The organism is Centipeda felix, assembly GCF_900186465.1.
Taxonomy (GTDB): domain Bacteria; phylum Bacillota; class Negativicutes; order Selenomonadales; family Selenomonadaceae; genus Centipeda; species Centipeda felix.
Map to the genome: position 1 here is coordinate 391,776 of NZ_LT891958.1, position 16,358 is coordinate 408,133.

The 16,358-nt window shown below is 60.1% G+C and carries 18 protein-coding genes; 8 read left to right on the forward strand and 10 right to left on the reverse strand.

Going from position 1 to position 16,358, the window contains the following annotated elements:
* Window positions 1-302: 302 nt before the first annotated feature.
* Window positions 303-1,514 (reverse strand): LL-diaminopimelate aminotransferase, encoded by a 1,212-nt coding sequence (locus C1713_RS06330; RefSeq protein WP_212669094.1) that lies wholly within the window; start codon window positions 1,512-1,514, stop codon window positions 303-305.
* A 256-nt stretch (window positions 1,515-1,770) separates the two neighbouring features.
* On the opposite strand from C1713_RS06330, the gene C1713_RS06335 reads away from it, so the two are divergent.
* Genes C1713_RS06335 through C1713_RS06345 form a run of 3 tightly spaced genes read left to right on the forward strand, consistent with a single transcriptional unit; the run spans window position 1,771 to window position 5,107 of the window.
* Window positions 1,771-2,862, forward strand: coding sequence for a class II glutamine amidotransferase (locus C1713_RS06335; RefSeq protein WP_102493357.1), 1,092 nt, complete (start codon window positions 1,771-1,773; stop codon window positions 2,860-2,862).
* Window positions 2,863-2,895: 33 nt separating this feature from the next.
* The gene (locus C1713_RS06340) at window positions 2,896-4,368 is read left to right on the forward strand and encodes a glutamate synthase-related protein (RefSeq protein WP_212669096.1); all 1,473 of its coding nucleotides are present in this window, start codon (window positions 2,896-2,898) and stop codon (window positions 4,366-4,368) included.
* A gap of 16 nt (window positions 4,369-4,384) precedes the next feature.
* Window positions 4,385-5,107, forward strand: a complete 723-nt coding sequence (locus C1713_RS06345; protein ID WP_102493358.1) for a GltB/FmdC/FwdC-like GXGXG domain-containing protein — start codon at window positions 4,385-4,387, stop codon at window positions 5,105-5,107.
* A 337-nt stretch (window positions 5,108-5,444) separates the two neighbouring features.
* Here the strand turns inward: C1713_RS06345 and C1713_RS06350 are convergent, their stop codons facing one another.
* The 9 genes from C1713_RS06350 to C1713_RS06390 form a co-directional block, all read right to left on the reverse strand.
* Window positions 5,445-6,923, reverse strand: coding sequence for a phosphodiester glycosidase family protein (locus C1713_RS06350; RefSeq protein WP_170950787.1), 1,479 nt, complete (start codon window positions 6,921-6,923; stop codon window positions 5,445-5,447).
* A 75-nt stretch (window positions 6,924-6,998) separates the two neighbouring features.
* On the reverse strand, window positions 6,999-7,445 hold the full coding sequence (locus C1713_RS06355) for a rod-binding protein (protein WP_102493360.1): 447 nt from the start codon (window positions 7,443-7,445) through the stop codon (window positions 6,999-7,001).
* A gap of 14 nt (window positions 7,446-7,459) precedes the next feature.
* Complete coding sequence (locus tag C1713_RS06360; RefSeq protein ID WP_009753835.1) at window positions 7,460-8,572, reverse strand: flagellar basal body P-ring protein FlgI; 1,113 nt, start codon at window positions 8,570-8,572, stop codon at window positions 7,460-7,462.
* Window positions 8,573-8,587: 15 nt separating this feature from the next.
* Complete coding sequence (locus C1713_RS06365; RefSeq protein WP_009753834.1) at window positions 8,588-9,187, reverse strand: flagellar basal body L-ring protein FlgH; 600 nt, start codon at window positions 9,185-9,187, stop codon at window positions 8,588-8,590.
* Window positions 9,188-9,226: 39 nt separating this feature from the next.
* On the reverse strand, window positions 9,227-9,931 hold the full coding sequence (gene flgA, locus C1713_RS06370) for a flagellar basal body P-ring formation chaperone FlgA (RefSeq protein WP_245871010.1): 705 nt from the start codon (window positions 9,929-9,931) through the stop codon (window positions 9,227-9,229).
* Window positions 9,932-9,987: 56 nt separating this feature from the next.
* The gene (gene flgG, locus C1713_RS06375; protein ID WP_009753832.1) at window positions 9,988-10,782 is read right to left on the reverse strand and encodes a flagellar basal-body rod protein FlgG; all 795 of its coding nucleotides are present in this window, start codon (window positions 10,780-10,782) and stop codon (window positions 9,988-9,990) included.
* Between the two features lie 82 nt (window positions 10,783-10,864).
* On the reverse strand, window positions 10,865-11,665 hold the full coding sequence (flgF, locus tag C1713_RS06380; protein WP_050341655.1) for a flagellar basal-body rod protein FlgF: 801 nt from the start codon (window positions 11,663-11,665) through the stop codon (window positions 10,865-10,867).
* Window positions 11,666-11,744: 79 nt separating this feature from the next.
* Window positions 11,745-12,773 (reverse strand): rod shape-determining protein, encoded by a 1,029-nt coding sequence (gene mreB, locus C1713_RS06385; protein WP_102493362.1) that lies wholly within the window; start codon window positions 12,771-12,773, stop codon window positions 11,745-11,747.
* An 18-nt stretch (window positions 12,774-12,791) separates the two neighbouring features.
* Entirely contained in the window at window positions 12,792-13,265 is a 474-nt protein-coding gene (locus C1713_RS06390; protein ID WP_009753829.1) for a hypothetical protein, read from the reverse strand.
* Window positions 13,266-13,449: 184 nt separating this feature from the next.
* Between C1713_RS06390 and C1713_RS06395 the strand changes: the two genes are divergently transcribed.
* The 5 genes from C1713_RS06395 to C1713_RS06415 are packed head-to-tail and all read left to right on the forward strand — an operon-like array spanning window position 13,450 to window position 16,343.
* On the forward strand, window positions 13,450-14,013 hold the full coding sequence (locus tag C1713_RS06395) for a GNAT family N-acetyltransferase (RefSeq protein WP_102493363.1): 564 nt from the start codon (window positions 13,450-13,452) through the stop codon (window positions 14,011-14,013).
* A complete protein-coding gene (locus tag C1713_RS06400; RefSeq protein WP_102493364.1) occupies window positions 14,000-14,422 on the forward strand; it encodes a cytidine deaminase in 423 nt (140 codons plus the stop codon). Before C1713_RS06395 ends, C1713_RS06400 begins: the two co-directional genes overlap by 14 nt.
* Window positions 14,403-14,771 (forward strand): response regulator transcription factor, encoded by a 369-nt coding sequence (locus C1713_RS06405; protein WP_009753826.1) that lies wholly within the window; start codon window positions 14,403-14,405, stop codon window positions 14,769-14,771. The genes C1713_RS06400 and C1713_RS06405 overlap by 20 nt, the downstream gene beginning before the upstream one ends.
* Window positions 14,768-15,211, forward strand: coding sequence for a hypothetical protein (locus C1713_RS06410; RefSeq protein WP_102493365.1), 444 nt, complete (start codon window positions 14,768-14,770; stop codon window positions 15,209-15,211). The genes C1713_RS06405 and C1713_RS06410 overlap by 4 nt, the downstream gene beginning before the upstream one ends.
* 34 nt (window positions 15,212-15,245) lie before the next feature.
* Window positions 15,246-16,343 (forward strand): mechanosensitive ion channel family protein, encoded by a 1,098-nt coding sequence (locus C1713_RS06415; RefSeq protein ID WP_102493366.1) that lies wholly within the window; start codon window positions 15,246-15,248, stop codon window positions 16,341-16,343.
* Window positions 16,344-16,358 lie beyond the last annotated feature (15 nt).

Here is a 16,358-nt window from a genome sequence, read left to right on the forward strand (position 1 = left end):
ACGTTCTACCACCTACATTCGACGCCGCACAGAGCGTCGCTTTCCATCCATTGTGACACAGACAAATCTCCTCACATTTTAACATATTGCATCTATAGCGTCAAAATTATTTCTGTCATGAAAAAAGGCGCAGTTGCATATATCCCCCCCATCGGCTCGCTGCGCTCGCCACTTCCCCCGTAAACGGGGGAAGCTATTATGCTGTTATTGTAGGAAAGGAGCACAAAGAAAAGGACTTTGGTACGAAGTTTATAGCTTCGTGCAACAGTCCTTTAGATAATGATAAAACAATCCGTTCTTTTTTACTTCCCCAGCAGGGCGACCAGACGCCGCGCTGCCTCCTCGGTGTCCTCGGGCGAGCCGAAGGTCGAGAATCGGAAATAACCCTCGCCTGCGCTGCCGAAGCCCTCACCCGGCGTGCCGATGACCTGAATCTCATGCAGGAGATAGTCGAAGAATGCCCAGCTTCCCATGTTCTTCGGGCACTGCATCCATATGTAGGGTGCATTCTTGCCGCCGCAGTACCATATCCCGAGCGTATCGAGCGCCGCCATCAGATGCGCTGCGTTCTTTTTGTAGACGCGGATATTCTCGTGGATCTCGCGCTGGCCTTCCTCCGTAAAGACCGCCGCCGCGCCCTTCTGAAGGATGTAGGAGACACCGTTCGTCTTGGTCGTGCGGTTGCGCACCCACATTGCATTCAGTGCGAGCCCGCCTCGCATGAGTTCCTGCGGGATGACGGTGTAGCCGAAGCGCGTCCCCGTAAATCCTGCCGTCTTGGAGAGCGAGCAGATCTCAATGGCGCAGGTCTTTGCTCCCTCGATCTCAAAGATGCTGTGCGGGATCTCCGCATCCTCGATGAACGCCTCGTAGGCGGCATCAAAGAGGATGATCGCATCGGTTTTGTTCGCGTAATCCACCCATGCCCTCAGATGTGCGCGCGAGAAGACTGCACCCGTCGGATTGTTCGGCGAGCAGATGTAGATGATGTCGGCATGTACGGACGGATCGGGCAGTGCCAAAAAGCCGTCCTCGCGGCTCGATGCGGCATGGATGATCTCATTTCCTGCGATGATGTTCGCATCGACGTAGGCAGGATACGCGGGCTCCATGATGAGAACGCGCTGATCTCTGCCGAGGATGTCGAGGATGTCGCCCAGCTCATCGCTTGCACCGCTCGAAACGAACACATCCTCGGGAGCAAGCTGCACACCGCGCCGCGCATAGTACGCCGCAATCGTCGTGCGCAGCTCCGGTGCGCCGCATTCGGGCATATAGCCGTGAAAGCTCTCCTGCACCGCCTGATCATTCACGGCGTGATGTAGCGCGTCGATAACCGTGCGGCAGAGCGGCAGGGACACATCGCCGATGCCCATGCGGTAGAGATGCGTGCCGGGATGTTCGGCAAGATACGTCTTGGTCTTCTGCGCGATGTTGTAGAACAGGTAGGAGTCCTTCAGCCTGCTGTAGTTCATATTCGGTGTCATGCTATCCCTCTTTCCATACGTTTCCATGCGTACCGATTCTACTCGCTTTTTCCCTGTTGCGCAAGTGTCATGCCTGATTCATGGAAGCGCTGTGAAATGACATCGTACACACAAGGACGAGGATTTGTCCATAACTTTTGTCACAGAATCGTCACCTCCGCATGTATACAGGTGTGCAAATCGACTTCTCACTTCATCTATGATAGTCTATGCCCCACGTCCATCACAGTGCAGGACATTTCTCCTATACAATAGGAATCGTTTTCAGAAAGGGTTGTTGGATATGGAACGGGAAGGATCGGTCAGGATCCCCGCAGGCTGTGCGATTGCCGCACTCATCTCCAAGGAGGGGTGCATGATCGCGGGCGATGTCATCATCCGCGGAATCGCGACGATGCATGACCGCTCCAACGGGCTCGGCGGCGGGTTCGCGGCATACGGCATCTATCCGGAGCATCGGGATCAGTACGCCCTGCACATCTTCTTTGACAACAAGGATCGCCGCAGCGTCTGCGAGGGGATTTTGCGTGAACGCTTTGAGGTCGTACGTGCCGAGCGCATCCCCACGCGCAGGATTCCTGCCATTACGGACGAGCCGCTGATCTGGCGGTACTTCGTCTCCCCTCTGCGCTCGGTACTCGCCGCCGCGCAGCAGGATGAGGAGGAATACATGGTGCGCACGGTCACGAAGCTCAATGCAGAGCTTTCGGGCTGCTACGTCTTTTCCTGCGGGAAGAACATGGGCATCTTCAAGGCGGTCGGCTTCCCCGAGGATGTCGGCACGTTCTACCGCCTCGATACGTACGAGGCCTACTCCTGGACGGTGCACGGCAGATATCCGACCAATACGCCGGGCTGGTGGGGCGGCGCGCATCCCTTTGGCCTTCTCGACCGCACGATCGTGCACAACGGCGAGATCTCGTCCTATGATGCCAACCGCCGCTTTATTGAGATGTACGGCTACAAATGCACCCTGCAGACGGACACGGAGGTCATCACCTACATCGCCGACTTCCTACTCCGCCGCCAGAAGCTCTCACCCCATGAGCTCGCGGCTGTCATCGCCGCGCCGTTCTGGGATACAATCGCGCGCAAAGACCCGGCCGCGCAGAAGATCCACACGTATCTGCGCACAGTCTTTGCGGGGCTGCTCATCACGGGCCCCTTCTCCATCATCCTCGGCTACACGGGCGGCATGATGGCGCTGAACGACCGCCTGAAGCTGCGCTCGATGGTGACCGGCAGCAAGGATGACTGCGTCTGCATCGCGAGTGAGGAGGCCGCCATTCGCGCCATGGAGCCGGATGCCGAGAATATCTACGCGCCCGCCGGCGGCGAGCCGTTTATCGTCAACGTAAAAGAGGGGTGTTTCTAAATAAGTCTGAACTATCTGTACCCCGAGTTTGAAGTGCTGCGTCACCCCCGCTGCACGAAGTGCCGCCTCTGCGAAAAGGAGTGCTCCAACAAGGTGCACCACTACGATGCGACACAAAAAATAATGGTCGCCGACGACGAGAAATGTGTGAACTGCCATCGCTGCGTCTCGATCTGCCCCGTCAAGGCACTCAAGATTGCGCGCACCAACTGCACCTACCGCGACGATGACAACTGGACGAATCAAACCATCAAGGAGATCTACAAGCAGGCGGAGAGCGGCGGCATCCTGCTGTCCTCCATGGGCAGCCCGAAGCGCATGCCGATCTACTGGGATCGCCTTCTCATCAACGCCTCGCAAGTGACGAATCCCCCCATCGATCCGCTGCGCGAGCCGATGGAGACACGTGTGTTCCTCGGGAAAAAGCCGAACGCCATCGTCCGCGACGCCGCGGGGCGCATCGACACGTCGAACCTCGCCCCGCAGCTTGAGCTGTCCATGCCCGTTATGTTTGCGGCGATGAGCTACGGTGCCATCAGCTACAACGCGCACAAGAGCCTTGCGATGGCGGCGCAGCAGCTCGGCATCTACTACAACACGGGCGAGGGCGGTCTGCACGAGGATTTCTACGCCTACGGCGACAACACGATCGTACAGGTCGCGTCGGGACGCTTCGGCGTGCACGAGCGCTACCTCAACGCGGGTGCCGCCATCGAGGTCAAGATGGGACAGGGCGCAAAGCCCGGCATCGGCGGACATCTGCCCGGTACAAAGAGCATCGGCGACGTGTCACGTACGCGCATGATCCCCGAGGGCTCGGACGCGATCTCGCCCGCACCGCATCACGACATTTACTCGATCGAGGATCTGCGCCAGCTCGTTTACTCCCTGAAGGAGGCGACCAACTACACCGTGCCGATCATCGTCAAGGTCGCAGCGGTGCACAACATCGCTGCCATCACGAGCGGCATCGCGCGCAGCGGCGCGGACATCATTGCCATCGACGGGTTCCGCGGCGGCACGGGGGCTGCGCCGACACGCATCCGCGACAATGTCGGCATCCCCATCGAGCTTGCCCTCGCGGCGTGCGACAAGCGTCTGCGCGAGGAGGGCATCCGCAACGATGTCTCCCTCGTCGTCGGCGGAAGCATCCGCTCGGCGGCCGATGTCATCAAGGCGATTGCGCTCGGCGCTGACGCCTGCTATGTCGCCACGGCGGCACTCATGGCGCTCGGCTGCCACCTCTGCCGCAGCTGCCAGATCGGCCGCTGCAACTGGGGCATCGCTACACAGGATCCTGCGCTCGTCAAGCGACTCAATCCCGACGAAGGCAGTCAGCGTCTCGTCAATCTCATGACCGCATGGCGGCACGAGATCAAGGAGATGCTCGGCGGCATGGGCATCAACTCTATCGAGGCGCTGCGCGGCAACCGCCTCATGCTGCGCGGCATCGGTCTCACGGAGAAGGAACTTGAGATTCTCGGCGTCGCGCACGCAGGCGAATGAGGGGAGGGAGAACGATATGATTTCTATTGATGCAGACCATCTGGATCACAAGGCACTCAACGACCGCCTGCGCGGCATCAAGGCGCCGGTGCAGCTGACGAACTGCTGCGGGCAGCGGTTCATCGCAGCGGGCATGGCGCCCGTCTCCCTCTCGATCACGGGCGTGCCCGGCAACGCGCTGGGCGCGTATCTGAACGGCGGAAAGATCGTCGTGCACGGCAACGCACAGGACGCCGTCGGCGACACGATGAACGACGGCACGATCATCGTCCACGGCAGCATCGGCGACACGGCGGGCTACGCCATGCGCGGCGGAAAGATCTACGTCAAGGGGAACGCGGGCTACCGCGCGGGCATCCACATCAAGGCGTATGAGGACAAGTCGCCGACCATGATCATCGGCGGTACGTGCGGCAGCTTCCTCGGCGAGTATCAGGCGGGCGGCACGATCATCGTTCTCGGTCTGACGGCACAGGAAAGGCCTATCGTCAGCAATTTCCCCTGCACGGGGATGCACGGCGGGACGATGTTCCTGCGCGGCAGCTGTGACGCGATCCGCTTCCCTCAGAGCGTTGAGGTGTCACGGGCGGACGCAGAGGACATCGCCGCAATCGACAAGCGGCTGACGGAGTTCTGCACGATCTTCAGCTACGACAAGAACGTGGTCATGGAGGAGGGTTTCACGAAGATCGTTCCGAGCAGCAGCAATCCATATAAGGCACTCTATGTGACGAACTAAGGAAGCACTGATAAAATGAGCTATGCCGGATTGGCGTAGATTTTTGTTGATTGAGGCAGCAAACCAGACGCACGGCAGGGGTATATGGTTGTGCCGAATGTATCAGTGCTTTCCTAAAATATAAAAAAGACGTTGTACGGAGCTAAAAACTTCGTACAACGTCTTTTTTGTGCTCCTTCCACCGCTTGCGCGGTCCCCCTTCCCCGTGATAACGGGGAAGGCTTACAAGATAACGGCATAAAAGCTTCCCCCGTTTACGGGGGAAGTGGCGAGCACAGCGAGCCGATAGGGGGACGTGCAGCAGTCCCCTTTTTATTGCAATCTCCTCGTCTATAATTTACTTCTTCTGCAATATCAGCGCACTCCCCACGGCGCGCTCCGACCCATCCGAGGGGGAGTTCAGCACATCCCCATCCACATAGATCTCCGAGGAGCCGCCGCCGTCCAGATTGATCGCGTCGCGCACGCCGAACTGCACGAGCAGATCGGCGAACTCGGTCAGTGTCAGCCCATGACTGTGCGACTGCCGCCCATCGACGACGGCGAAGAGGATGTTCCCCTTCTGCGTCACACCGACCGCTGTACGCGGTGCACGCCCGTAGCGAATGTCACCCGGGAACTGCTCCTCGCCCGCCGTCACGTGGACACTGCCATTCTCGACAAGGCGCGGCCCCGCACCGAGCACCTGCACAGCGCGATTCCACGGCTCACCCAGATCCTCCGTCAGCACGGCGGGATCGCCCACGCGCACGCCCGCCGCGGCAAACGCATCCATCGACGTGCCGTGCACCGAGACGACATAGCCATCGGGCGGAATCAGCGAGTCATTCGTATTGATCTCCGCTACGCGCCCATTGCGGATGACGTATTCGAGCCCATACGGATTCGTCCCCGTCGATCGCCCATAGGCGCGGTTGTAGATGATGAGGTTGTCCGCGCCGCGCTCGGCGTTGACGCCCGAGACGGGCAGGCTCGTCCGGTCGAGCTTCACCGTGCCGTTATAGGACACTGTACCGAACACAAAGGAGTTATCGGGCATCACGCCGAAGGCACTGCGGTCAAAATACGTACTGCTCACGACTGTCCCGTCGATCTTCGTGATGCCGATGAGCTCTCCGCTGAGTGCAAAGTAGGAGGCGTTGATCGCCGCCGCCGCATTCGTATCCTGTGCGATGCCGCTCACTGTCTGCCGCCCCGGAATAATGCCGCGGGCAAGCGCGGGGCGCACGCGATAACGTGCGGGATTCGCCTCGATAAAGTACGCCGTCACCTGCCCATCCTCGTCCTCATAGACGTACTCCCGCTGCGTCAGCCCCGCGGCGAGCTGTTTCTCCTCCATGCGGGGCAGCTCTGCCTTTGCGGGGGATGTGTCCGTATCCGTAGACGATACGGACGGACGCGGCATGCTCGCATGCCGCTGCGCAGTCAATGCGCCTTTCGGTGCAACATCGACGAAGATACGGAATGGATTCGTCAGATTCCCAATGGAATAATCCATCCCCTTCGCCAGCGCAACGGTCACATAGAAATGCCCGTGATGCCGCTCGTAGGAAATCGCCTCAATGCGAGATGTCCGCACAGCGATACGCTTGAAGAGTGCCGTATCCACATCGGCAAAATCGAGGGTGAGGGAACGCCCGTCGTCGGAGGGACGCGCCTGATAGAGCGGCATCTCCGAGAGATCGAAGACGATGCGGTCACGCGCCGCCGTGCTCGAGGAACGCAGTCCCGTCAGGGATGCTGCTGCCGCCACATAGGAGGACAGCGCCACGAGGACGACGACGGCGAGGACAGAGACTTTCTTAAAAATTTTCATTGATCGCTCCACATTCATTCCAATGAATACAACAGAAAAGGGGATGCTGTTCCAGCTCCCCCTTTTTTTACTCTTTCATCTCTTGCGGATGGTCGGCGACAGCTGTTTCATCATCATGTCTGCAAGACCGATGCCGCCGCTCTTTGCGGCCTGATTCATCAGCTCCGTGTCGCGCATATCCTCGAAAATCTTGATCGCGTTTGACTTCTTCCCAAAGAGATCGCTCTCGGGTACAGTCGCGCGCATCTGCTTATACATCATACTGAGGAACATTGCCTCGAACCCTTCGCACGCCTCGCGCAGCTTCTTCTGCTGCAGCTCGTCCGCCGTCATGGGATTCTTTGGCACGTAGCCCGTCTGCGCGGTCTCGCTCGTGCGGCTCTGCACAGCATCTGCCTTGCGCTGCAGCTCATCGAGCGTCGCCTTGAACGACTTTCCCTCGGCACTCATGCGCGCCGCATCATAGGAGGTCTGTGCCGCGTTGCTGAGCAGTGAACCATCTCCGATTGGCTGTATGGTCATATCACTGTCTCCCTTTATACAATATCCAGCTCAGCGTGCAGTGCGCCTGCCGCCTTCATCGCCTGTAAAATCGAAATCGTGTCGCGCGGTGTCGCACCGACCGTGTTGAGTGCGCCGACGATGTCGCTGACGTTTGTCGTCGCCGGCAGAACAATCGTATTCCCCTTTGTCTCCGACGCCTGAATGTCAGGACTGTCTGTCACGACGGTATTGCCGTAGCTGAACGGTCCCGGCTGCGAGACATCGGGGTTTCCCTGGATGCGGATGGTCAGCCCACCCTGCGTGATCGCACACGCATCAACGGAGACATCGCCTCCCATGATGATCGTTCCCGTACGCTCGTTGACCACAACGCGCGCAATGTTGTCGGGACGTACCGGCAGATCCTCGATCGAGGCAACAAAGCCGACCACGTTGCCGCGATAGTACGAGGGCACGGCAACATCCACACGTCCCGGGTTCGTCGCCTGGGCAATGTTCCCGTACTGCGCATTGATGGCACCTGCGACGCGTGCCGCCGTCGTGAAGTCCGACTTTGCGATGGAGAGCGCAATATGCCCATCCGTGCCGATGTCATCCTCCACTGTGCGCTCGACGATGCCCGCATTCACGGCGATACCGACTGTCGGGAATGCCTTCGTCGTGCTGCTGCCGCCGCTCGATGCAGAGAAGCCACCCGTAGAGACTGCGCCCTGTGCCACGACGTAGACCTCGCCATTGCCCGCACGCAGCGGTGTCTGGAGGAGCGTTCCGCCGCGCAGGCTCTTCGCGTCACCGATGGAGGAGACCGTCACATCGAGGCTGTCGCCCTCGCGTACGAACGGCGGAAGCGTCGCCGTCACCATGACGGCAGCCACGTTCTTCAGCTTGATGGACGACGCATTGACATTGATGCCGTAGCTGACAAGCATATTGGCGATGGACTGCACCGTCTCGCCCGAGCTCGAGCCGTCGCCCGTCCCCTCAAGTCCGACGACAAGACCATAGCCCATGAGCTGGTTGCTGCGCACGCCCTGCACTTTCGTGATGTCCTTGATGCGCGTCACGGCGGAATCCGCCGCGGCAACGCCCGGCAGAGCCCCGATGAGGAGCGCAAGGAGGAGCAGAAGGACGGATATTTTCTTCATAAAGAGCGCCTCCCGTCAGAAGAGAATATTGAAGATCTGCGTGAGGATGCCCTGCCGCTGCTTCGCGTTGAGCGGTCCCTTGCCGTCAAAGCGCACGGTGGCATCCGCGACACGCGTCGAGAGCACCGTATTCGATGCGGAGATGTCCTCGGGGCGGCAGATGCCGCGGAACGTGATCTTGTGCTCGTTGCGGTTCTGCCATATCGACTGCGTTCCCTCGAGGACGAAGTTGCCCGCCGGCGTGATCTCTGAGATCGTGACGGTGACATTGCCCGCGACACGATTCGTCGCCGAGGCGGATCCCTTTGCGGTGAACTTATCCGAGCCGCTCGCCGATGCCGCCTGGAGGAAATCAAAGATGCCGATACCGCCGCCGAGCTTCACCGAGCCGCTCTTCTCGTTCGAGCTGTTGCGCGTCGCCGAGGTCGTCGTCGACTCGCTGATGACGATGGTCACAATGTCGCCGACGTTCGATGCCCGGTGGTCGGTAAACACGGACTTCGTCGTATAGCCGTTGGCGTTTTTCCACAGGGATTCCGCCGCTGCGGTCGGTGCAAAACTTGCCACCGCAAGCGTGGCGGCGAGCACGCCCGCTAGCCATTTTTCTTTACGCATGATGAACTCCTTATGGAACTCTCTCTATCCTGCTGCAGATCATGCAATAATCTGAACCGTCTTCTCGTCGACTACACGCCCGCGCATGATCTTCCCCGATCGTGCATTGCGCACGCGGATCACATAGCCGATGCGTCCCGCCTCCAGTGCTACGCCCTCTGCGCGGATCGTGATGCCGCCATTCTCCGCGACGAGCGTCACAGGACTGCCCGCAGTCAAGACGCGCGGCATCGCGAGGAGGGTTGGCGTGATAACCGTGCCCTTGCGGATGTAGCGTCCCGCGACGCGTCCCGCGAGACGGTCAAAGTCCGTGACCGTCGTCTCAGGCAGGGTATCCACCGCGCTCTCCTCGACGTGCGCATTGGCAGGCGTGATCGCCTCGTCCATGCGAATGTCCGTCATCGCGACGAGCACATGGTCATAGACCGTGACCTGATAGTAGCACGCGGCGCGCCGCTGCAGTACACCGTCCACATAGACGGTAATGGCGGCGGGGAACTCCCGCCCGTAGGGAACGCCGCGCGGGAAGGCGACAACGGCTGTCACCTCGCCTGCCGGCAGACGCATCGTCCCCGCCCGGTGCTGGAGATGCACCTCGTGGCGGCGCGTCTCACCGACCGCGGCGAGCTGCTCCTCGATCTTCTGCTGCGCGAGCTCCGCAAGCTGTGCGGCGGAAAGGACGTTCGGGAAGCGGACGGCCTGCCCGTACCCATAGGAGGCAGCAAGCCCCGTACCCGTCCACAAAAAAGCGAATAAGCCACTCCATAGGAATAGAATGGCTGTAAAAATTCTGTGCCGAATCAACGCTTCAGCTGGTTCGCGATCTCCAACATCGAGTCGGAGGTCGTGATCGCCTTGGAGTTGGACTCGTACGCACGCTGGGAGACGATCATGTTGACCATTTCCTCCACGATCTGCACGTTGCTCATCTCGAGCGTGCCCTGCGTCAGCGTCCCTGCACCGTCCTCGCCCGGGTTCGACTCAATCGCCTCGCCCGATGCATCGGAGACGACGAAGAGATTCTTGCCGACGGACGTCAGCCCTGCGGGGTTGACAAAGCGGGCAAGCGTGATCTGTCCCGCCTCCTGCTGCTGGTTCTGCCCTGCCTCACGGTAGGAGACACGGCCATCGCCGGAGATCGTGATGGAGTCCAGCGGTGCATTCTGCCCGATCGTAATGCCGTCGGCGAGCAGGTAGCCGTCCGTCGTGACCATGCGGCGGTCGCTGTCGAGCTTCCATGTGCCGTCACGCGTGTATGCGGTCGTCCCGTCGGGCATCGTGACGCGGAAGAATCCCTCGCCTTGGATGCCGATGTCGGTCGGGTTATCCGTCGTCTGAAGTGCGCCCTGTGTAAAGACGCGCTGGGTCGCCGCCAGGCGTGTTCCAAGACCGATCTGCAGTGCCGTCGGGTACTGCGAATCCGCGCCGTTTCGTGCGCCCGCCTCACGGAGCGTCTGGTAGACAAGATCCTGGAACTCGGCACGTACCTTCTTGCCGCCGTAGGTGTTGACGTTGGCAATATTGTGCGCGACGACATCCATCTGGGACTGCTGCGCCTTCATGCCGGACGCCGCAGACCAAAGTGCTCGCATCATAGTCGATGTCCCCCTCCAAGAATTTTGGATGACAGTTTACTCACTTTTATATCGGAAGTTTTGATGAATTTCTTAAGTATTTTTAACTCGTACGTCCGACATCGTTGACTGCCTTGTCGAGCAGGGCATCCTGCGTCTGCACAGCCTTTGAGCCCGCCTCATAAACGCGGTAGTTGTTGATGAGCTCGACCATCTCCGTGACGACGCTCGTGTTCGACATCTCGAGCATCCCCTGCTCAATGACGCCCGTCGCCTGCTGCGGCTGTGCCCCGGGCTGAGGTTTATAGAGGTTGTCGCCCTCCTTGATGACCGCCTTTTCCTCATCGAACTGGACGAAGCCGAGCTGCGCGATCTGTCTGCCGTTCGCATAGATGCGCCCGTCGCTCGACACCGTCACGTTTCGCGCATCGGCGGGAATCGTGATCGGCTGTCCCTGCGGCGAGAGCACGGCCTGTCCGCGCACATTCTGAAGCTGCCCCGTGGAGGAGCGGTAGAAGCTGCCGTCGCGCGTGTAGCGCTGTCCCTGCGGCGTATCAATGATGAAATACCCCTGCCCCGAGATGCCGAAGTCGTAGGTGTTCCCCGTCGTCTGGAGCGCACCCTGAATGTGGTCGGTCGCGATCTCATCCACGGCGGAGCCGAGGCCAAGCGTGCCGACGATCGGCGCACCCGAGCGGATGCGGAACCCCTTAAAGCTCGTCACATCCGTGTCTGCCGCGTGGTCATTGATGCGGCGCAGCAGCATCGGCTCGAACTCACGCACCGCCATATCGTCGCGCTTGTAGCCCGTCGTCGCGGCGTTGGCGAGGTTATTCGCGATCATATCCGTGTGCTTCGTCTCTGTAATCATGCCGGAGGCGGCGATATAGAGTCCTCTCCACATAGCGTTTCCCTCTTTTCCCGAACGAAATATACTCTCCTAGTGTTAATTTCGCTGTAAATTTCGTTTTCCCTCTATTTATTTATTTCTTACGTCCAAACGATGTGTTCGTCGCCTTGCCGTCGAATTTATCGAAAATATCGAGAGCCTTGCCGCAGCCGAGGGCAACGCAGGACATGGGGTCATCGGCGACAATCGTCGGCGTCCCCGTCTCGCGCAGGATGAGCTCTGCCATGCCATAGAGCAGAGCGCCGCCGCCCGTCAGAACGATGCCGCGATCCATGATGTCGGCAGCGAGCTCCGGCGGTGTCTCCTCGAGCACCTTTTTCACGCAGTCCACAATGCGCATGACCGAGTTCTCGATGGCGGACGACGCCTGCGCCGTGGAGATGGTAATGTTCTTCGGCAGCCCCGAGAGGAGGTCGCGGCCGCGGATCTCCATCTGCTCGCGCCGCGCCGCCGTATATGCCGCGCCGACGCGGATCTTGATCTCCTCCGCCGTGCGCTCGCCGATGAGCAGATTGAACTCGCGCTTGACATAGTCGATGATGTCCTCATCGAAGGTATCGCCCGCGACGCGGATACTCGCGCTCGTCACAACGCCGCCGAGACTGATGACGGCGATGTCTGAGGTGCCGCCGCCGATGTCGACGACCATCGAGCCCTGTGCCTCCACGATATCAAGGCCCGCGCCCATCGCCGCTGCGAGCGGCTCCTCGATGAGCTGGATGTGGCGCGCGCCCGCCTGCTCAGCGGCTTCCTGTACGGCACGCTGCTCCACCATCGTCACCCCCGAGGGGATGCAGATCATGATGCGCGGACGAAAGACTATGCTGCGTCCAACCACCTTGTCGATGAAGAAGCGCAGCATGCTCTCCGTGATGTCATAGTCCGCAATCACGCCGTCGCGCAGCGGGCGGATGGCGATGATATTGCCGGGCGTACGCCCGATCATCTGCCGTGCCTCCTCGCCGATGGCGAGCACCTGATTCGTATCACGGTTGACCGCCACGACCGACGGTTCCTTCAGGACAACCCCCTTCCGCTTCACATAGACGAGCACATTTGCCGTCCCCAGATCAATTCCTATGTCCATTGACATACCAAACATGTATGGAAATCCCCCTAATCAACGATCCTCCTTAGAATCGTCCTGCTTTTCTTCTTCCGGAACCAGCGACTGGCGGATCGCATTCAGCGACTGCTTGAGTGCATCCGTGTACGGGCCGCGCAGGTCCCTGTCGTCCCATGTACTCTGCGTGACATAGGCGATGATCGTATCCAAAAAGGAGACGACCATCTCCGCGACATACGCCTGCGAGACCTCGTTGGTCTTGAGATAAACCTCCTTGCTGCGCAGTTCAAAGGCAATGCGGTCGATGTAGTGCTCGCCCTCAATGAGATAGCCGAGCGCGCGCAGCCGCAGCCCAAGTTCCCTCGCCTGCGCGGCGTCCTTCGCCGACGATGTGCGGTCATTGGCGAGCTTCTCTACCACAGCCCACGCCTCTTCGCACAATTTCCCCACGGCATCGAGCACCTTGTCCCGCGCGTGTTTTTTGCGCCACAGCACATCGCGTACCGACAGTTTTTTCTGCTCCTCCATGGTTGCCCTCCGCTTCTATTTACATTCCCTAAGCTGTTTACATTCCCTAAGCTGTAATCTTCATTATATGTTTTTCATTCCGTATCGTCAACATCATTCCCTGCTCATGAGGAAAGATTTGCATTTCCCCCTCCCTTCCATGTAAAATAGAGGAACATTATTGTCACGAGTGGGAGGATATACTATGGCTGAACTACTAAGAGAGGGGCCGCGCCTCATCCTGCGCCGCGCCGCCGAGGAGGACATCGACTATATATGTGCCCTGCAGGAGGACGCGGACAACAGGAACTACATCGTTCCGTTCACGCGCGAAGAGCACACGATCATTATCACGCAGGCAAAGGCCGCCCTCGACATCATTGTCGAAGAGCGCGGCAGCGGGGAGCGCGTTGGCTATCTGCACGTCGGCGGGCTGCTGCTCCCGTCCAAGGAACAGGAGTGGACGCACGTCGTCATCGCAAAGAAGGGGCTCGGCTACGGGCACGAGACGATGAAGCTCCTCAAGGCATGGGCGTTTGAGGACATGGGCGCGCACCGCGCATGGCTCGACTGCAAGGACTACAACGCGCGTGCCCTCCACCTCTATGAGAGCGAGGGCATGGTGCGCGAGGCACTCATCCGCGAGACCATTCTCTATCAGAATACCTACGAAAACCTCGTCATTCTCGGCATCCTCAACCGCGAGTATGCCGCGCGCAAGCGTGAGGGGCTTGAGCTAGAGGGAGGGCAGCCGCATGACGGACGATGAACTCATCGCGCGTGCCGCTGCCGCACGCGCACGCGCCTACGCTCCGTACTCCGGCTTTGCCGTCGGTGCGGCACTCCTCACCGAGAACGGCAGCGTCTACGAGGGCGTCAACGTCGAGAACGCCTCCTACCCCGTCGGCATCTGTGCCGAGCGCGCCGCCCTCGCGGCAGCGGTCAGCCATGGCGAGCGGCGTTTTGCAGCACTCGCCGTCATCGCGGACAGCCCCGACGTCTGTGCGCCCTGCGGCATGTGCCGGCAGATGCTTATGGAGTTCCCCATCCGCCGCATCCTGCTTGCAAACACGGCGGGTGCGGTGCGCGTCATGACCCCCACCGAGCTATTGCCCTGCGCCTTCGGGGCGGCGGCACTGCCTGCAAAGGAGGAACACGATGAAATTTCTCATCGTTGACGACTCGCGCCTCGTGCGCATGAAGCTCAAAGCGGAGCTCTGTGACCGCGGCCACAGCGTCGTCGAGGCACGCGACGGAGAGGAGGCGCTCGCGCGCGTCGACGCCGACGCACCCGATGCAGTATTCCTCGACCTCATCCTGCCGAAGCTCGACGGCATCAGCGTTCTGCGGCGCCTGCACGCTGCGCGGCCGCAGCTGCCCGTCACCATCCTCTCCACCGCCGCCACGGAGGAGAACATCGCCGCCGCAGAGGAGTGCGGCGCGCTCCTCTTTATCCGAAAGCCATACGCGGACAGCGAGATCACCGCCGCCATCGGCAAGATGCGGCGGCGCCTGGAGGACGTATGACCGAGCTGCATGCAACGTATATGGAGAGCTTTCTCGCGGGGCTGTCCGCCTATGCCCACATCACGGCGACGGCGGAACAGGCAGCGGAAGATCCGCCCTACATCACCATATCCCAGCATCTCACGATGAACGGCAGTCCGCTCATCGTCGCGCTCGCCGCCTCGCTCGACACATTTTACGCGCTCGCCTCGGGGTACAGCGGCATCTCCCTCAGCGGCATGGGTGACCTCGCCGTCGATGCTGCCTGCGAGCTGTTCAACGTCATCAACGGACATTTCTCCTCACAAATGCGCGCGCACGGCTCTGCCGTCTCCATCATCGACCCGCCACGCCATGCGCTCGGCAGCGCTGTGCCCGCCGCGCCTCTGTTCAGTCTCTCCATCGCGTGTCCGTCCGGCACGATGCAGCTCATGGCATCGTGCGAAGAGTTTCTTACATAACTATTGATTGCTTCTCTCATGAAAGGAGTCCCTCTTGTTTACATCTCTGCAGTCCCTTGACGTCAAGGCACTCGTCGCGCTCCTTCTCGTCCCGACCTGCATCGTCCTCGGCGCACTCACGGTCGGCATCATCACCGACCGCCTCATCCGCCGCTACATCAACCATCACCTTGCGGTCGATGAGAGCACGTGGAAATACGTCTTTATCCGCTCCATGCACGGCGTGCCGATCTTCTTCAGCTTCATCATCGGCCTCTACTGGGCGATCGATGCCGTCGAGATCTCGCCGACCCTGACGAAAATGCTGTCCTATCTGCTCTTCACGAGCAACGTCATCACCATTACGCGTGTCCTTGCGCGTACGGTGGACGGCGTCGTCACCATGTACTTTGAGCGGTCGAACAAGGATCTCCCGAAGACCACGCTGCTCAACAACATCCTCATCGGCGTCATCTACGTCATGGGTGTCCTCGTCATCCTCCAGTACTACGGCATCTCCATCGCGCCCATCCTCACGGCCGCTGGCGTCGGCGGCATGGCGGTCGCCCTCGCCCTGCAGGAGACGCTCGCCAACATCTTCGCGGGGCTGCACCTCATTCTCTCGAAGCAGATCCGCATCGGCGACTACATCCGTCTCGGCACAGGCGAGGAGGGACGTGTCACTGACATCGCATGGCGTTTCACCACCATCGTCCCCGTCGGCGCAAGCAACACCGTCGTCATTCCGAACAAGACCATTGCAGGCGCGAACATCACGAACTTCAGCCTGCCCACGCGCAGCCTCAACATCAGCGTCCCCGTCGGTGTCGCCTATGACAGTGATCTCGCGCTGGTCGAGCGCGTCACCATCGAGACGGCAAAGGAAGTGCTCGCGCGCGTTGACAACAACCCCAACGCCGAGCCGCTCGTGCGCTATACGAAATTTAACGACTCCTCCATCGACTTCGCCGTGATCCTGCCGTCGAGCCAGTTCGACCAGCAGGGACTCATCATCCACGATTTCATCAAGGCACTCACCGATCGCTACCGTATCGAGGGCATCGACATCCCCTACCCCATCCGCACAGTCATCCAGGAACAGGAGGATGCACCCGCAGAGACACCTGCCCCGACAAAGGCACAAAATGCATGACGCGTTGTCCATGCG

What these genes read in the sequence shown, in the direction of transcription:
- C1713_RS06330 (WP_212669094.1), bottom strand. Translation starts at nt 1,514, where the DNA reads ATGGAAACGTATGGAAAGAGGGATAGCATGACACCGAATATGAACTAC.
- C1713_RS06335 (WP_102493357.1), top strand. Translation starts at nt 1,771, where the DNA reads ATGGAACGGGAAGGATCGGTCAGGATCCCCGCAGGCTGTGCGATTGCC.
- C1713_RS06345 (WP_102493358.1), top strand. Translation starts at nt 4,385, where the DNA reads ATGATTTCTATTGATGCAGACCATCTGGATCACAAGGCACTCAACGAC.
- C1713_RS06350 (WP_170950787.1), bottom strand. Translation starts at nt 6,923, where the DNA reads ATGAAAATTTTTAAGAAAGTCTCTGTCCTCGCCGTCGTCGTCCTCGTG.
- C1713_RS06355 (WP_102493360.1), bottom strand. Translation starts at nt 7,445, where the DNA reads ATGACCATACAGCCAATCGGAGATGGTTCACTGCTCAGCAACGCGGCA.
- C1713_RS06360 (WP_009753835.1), bottom strand. Translation starts at nt 8,572, where the DNA reads ATGAAGAAAATATCCGTCCTTCTGCTCCTCCTTGCGCTCCTCATCGGG.
- C1713_RS06365 (WP_009753834.1), bottom strand. Translation starts at nt 9,187, where the DNA reads ATGCGTAAAGAAAAATGGCTAGCGGGCGTGCTCGCCGCCACGCTTGCG.
- flgG (WP_009753832.1), bottom strand. Translation starts at nt 10,782, where the DNA reads ATGATGCGAGCACTTTGGTCTGCGGCGTCCGGCATGAAGGCGCAGCAG.
- flgF (WP_050341655.1), bottom strand. Translation starts at nt 11,665, where the DNA reads ATGTGGAGAGGACTCTATATCGCCGCCTCCGGCATGATTACAGAGACG.
- mreB (WP_102493362.1), bottom strand. Translation starts at nt 12,773, where the DNA reads ATGTTTGGTATGTCAATGGACATAGGAATTGATCTGGGGACGGCAAAT.
- C1713_RS06390 (WP_009753829.1), bottom strand. Translation starts at nt 13,265, where the DNA reads ATGGAGGAGCAGAAAAAACTGTCGGTACGCGATGTGCTGTGGCGCAAA.
- C1713_RS06395 (WP_102493363.1), top strand. Translation starts at nt 13,450, where the DNA reads ATGGCTGAACTACTAAGAGAGGGGCCGCGCCTCATCCTGCGCCGCGCC.
- C1713_RS06400 (WP_102493364.1), top strand. Translation starts at nt 14,000, where the DNA reads ATGACGGACGATGAACTCATCGCGCGTGCCGCTGCCGCACGCGCACGC.
- C1713_RS06405 (WP_009753826.1), top strand. Translation starts at nt 14,403, where the DNA reads ATGAAATTTCTCATCGTTGACGACTCGCGCCTCGTGCGCATGAAGCTC.
- C1713_RS06410 (WP_102493365.1), top strand. Translation starts at nt 14,768, where the DNA reads ATGACCGAGCTGCATGCAACGTATATGGAGAGCTTTCTCGCGGGGCTG.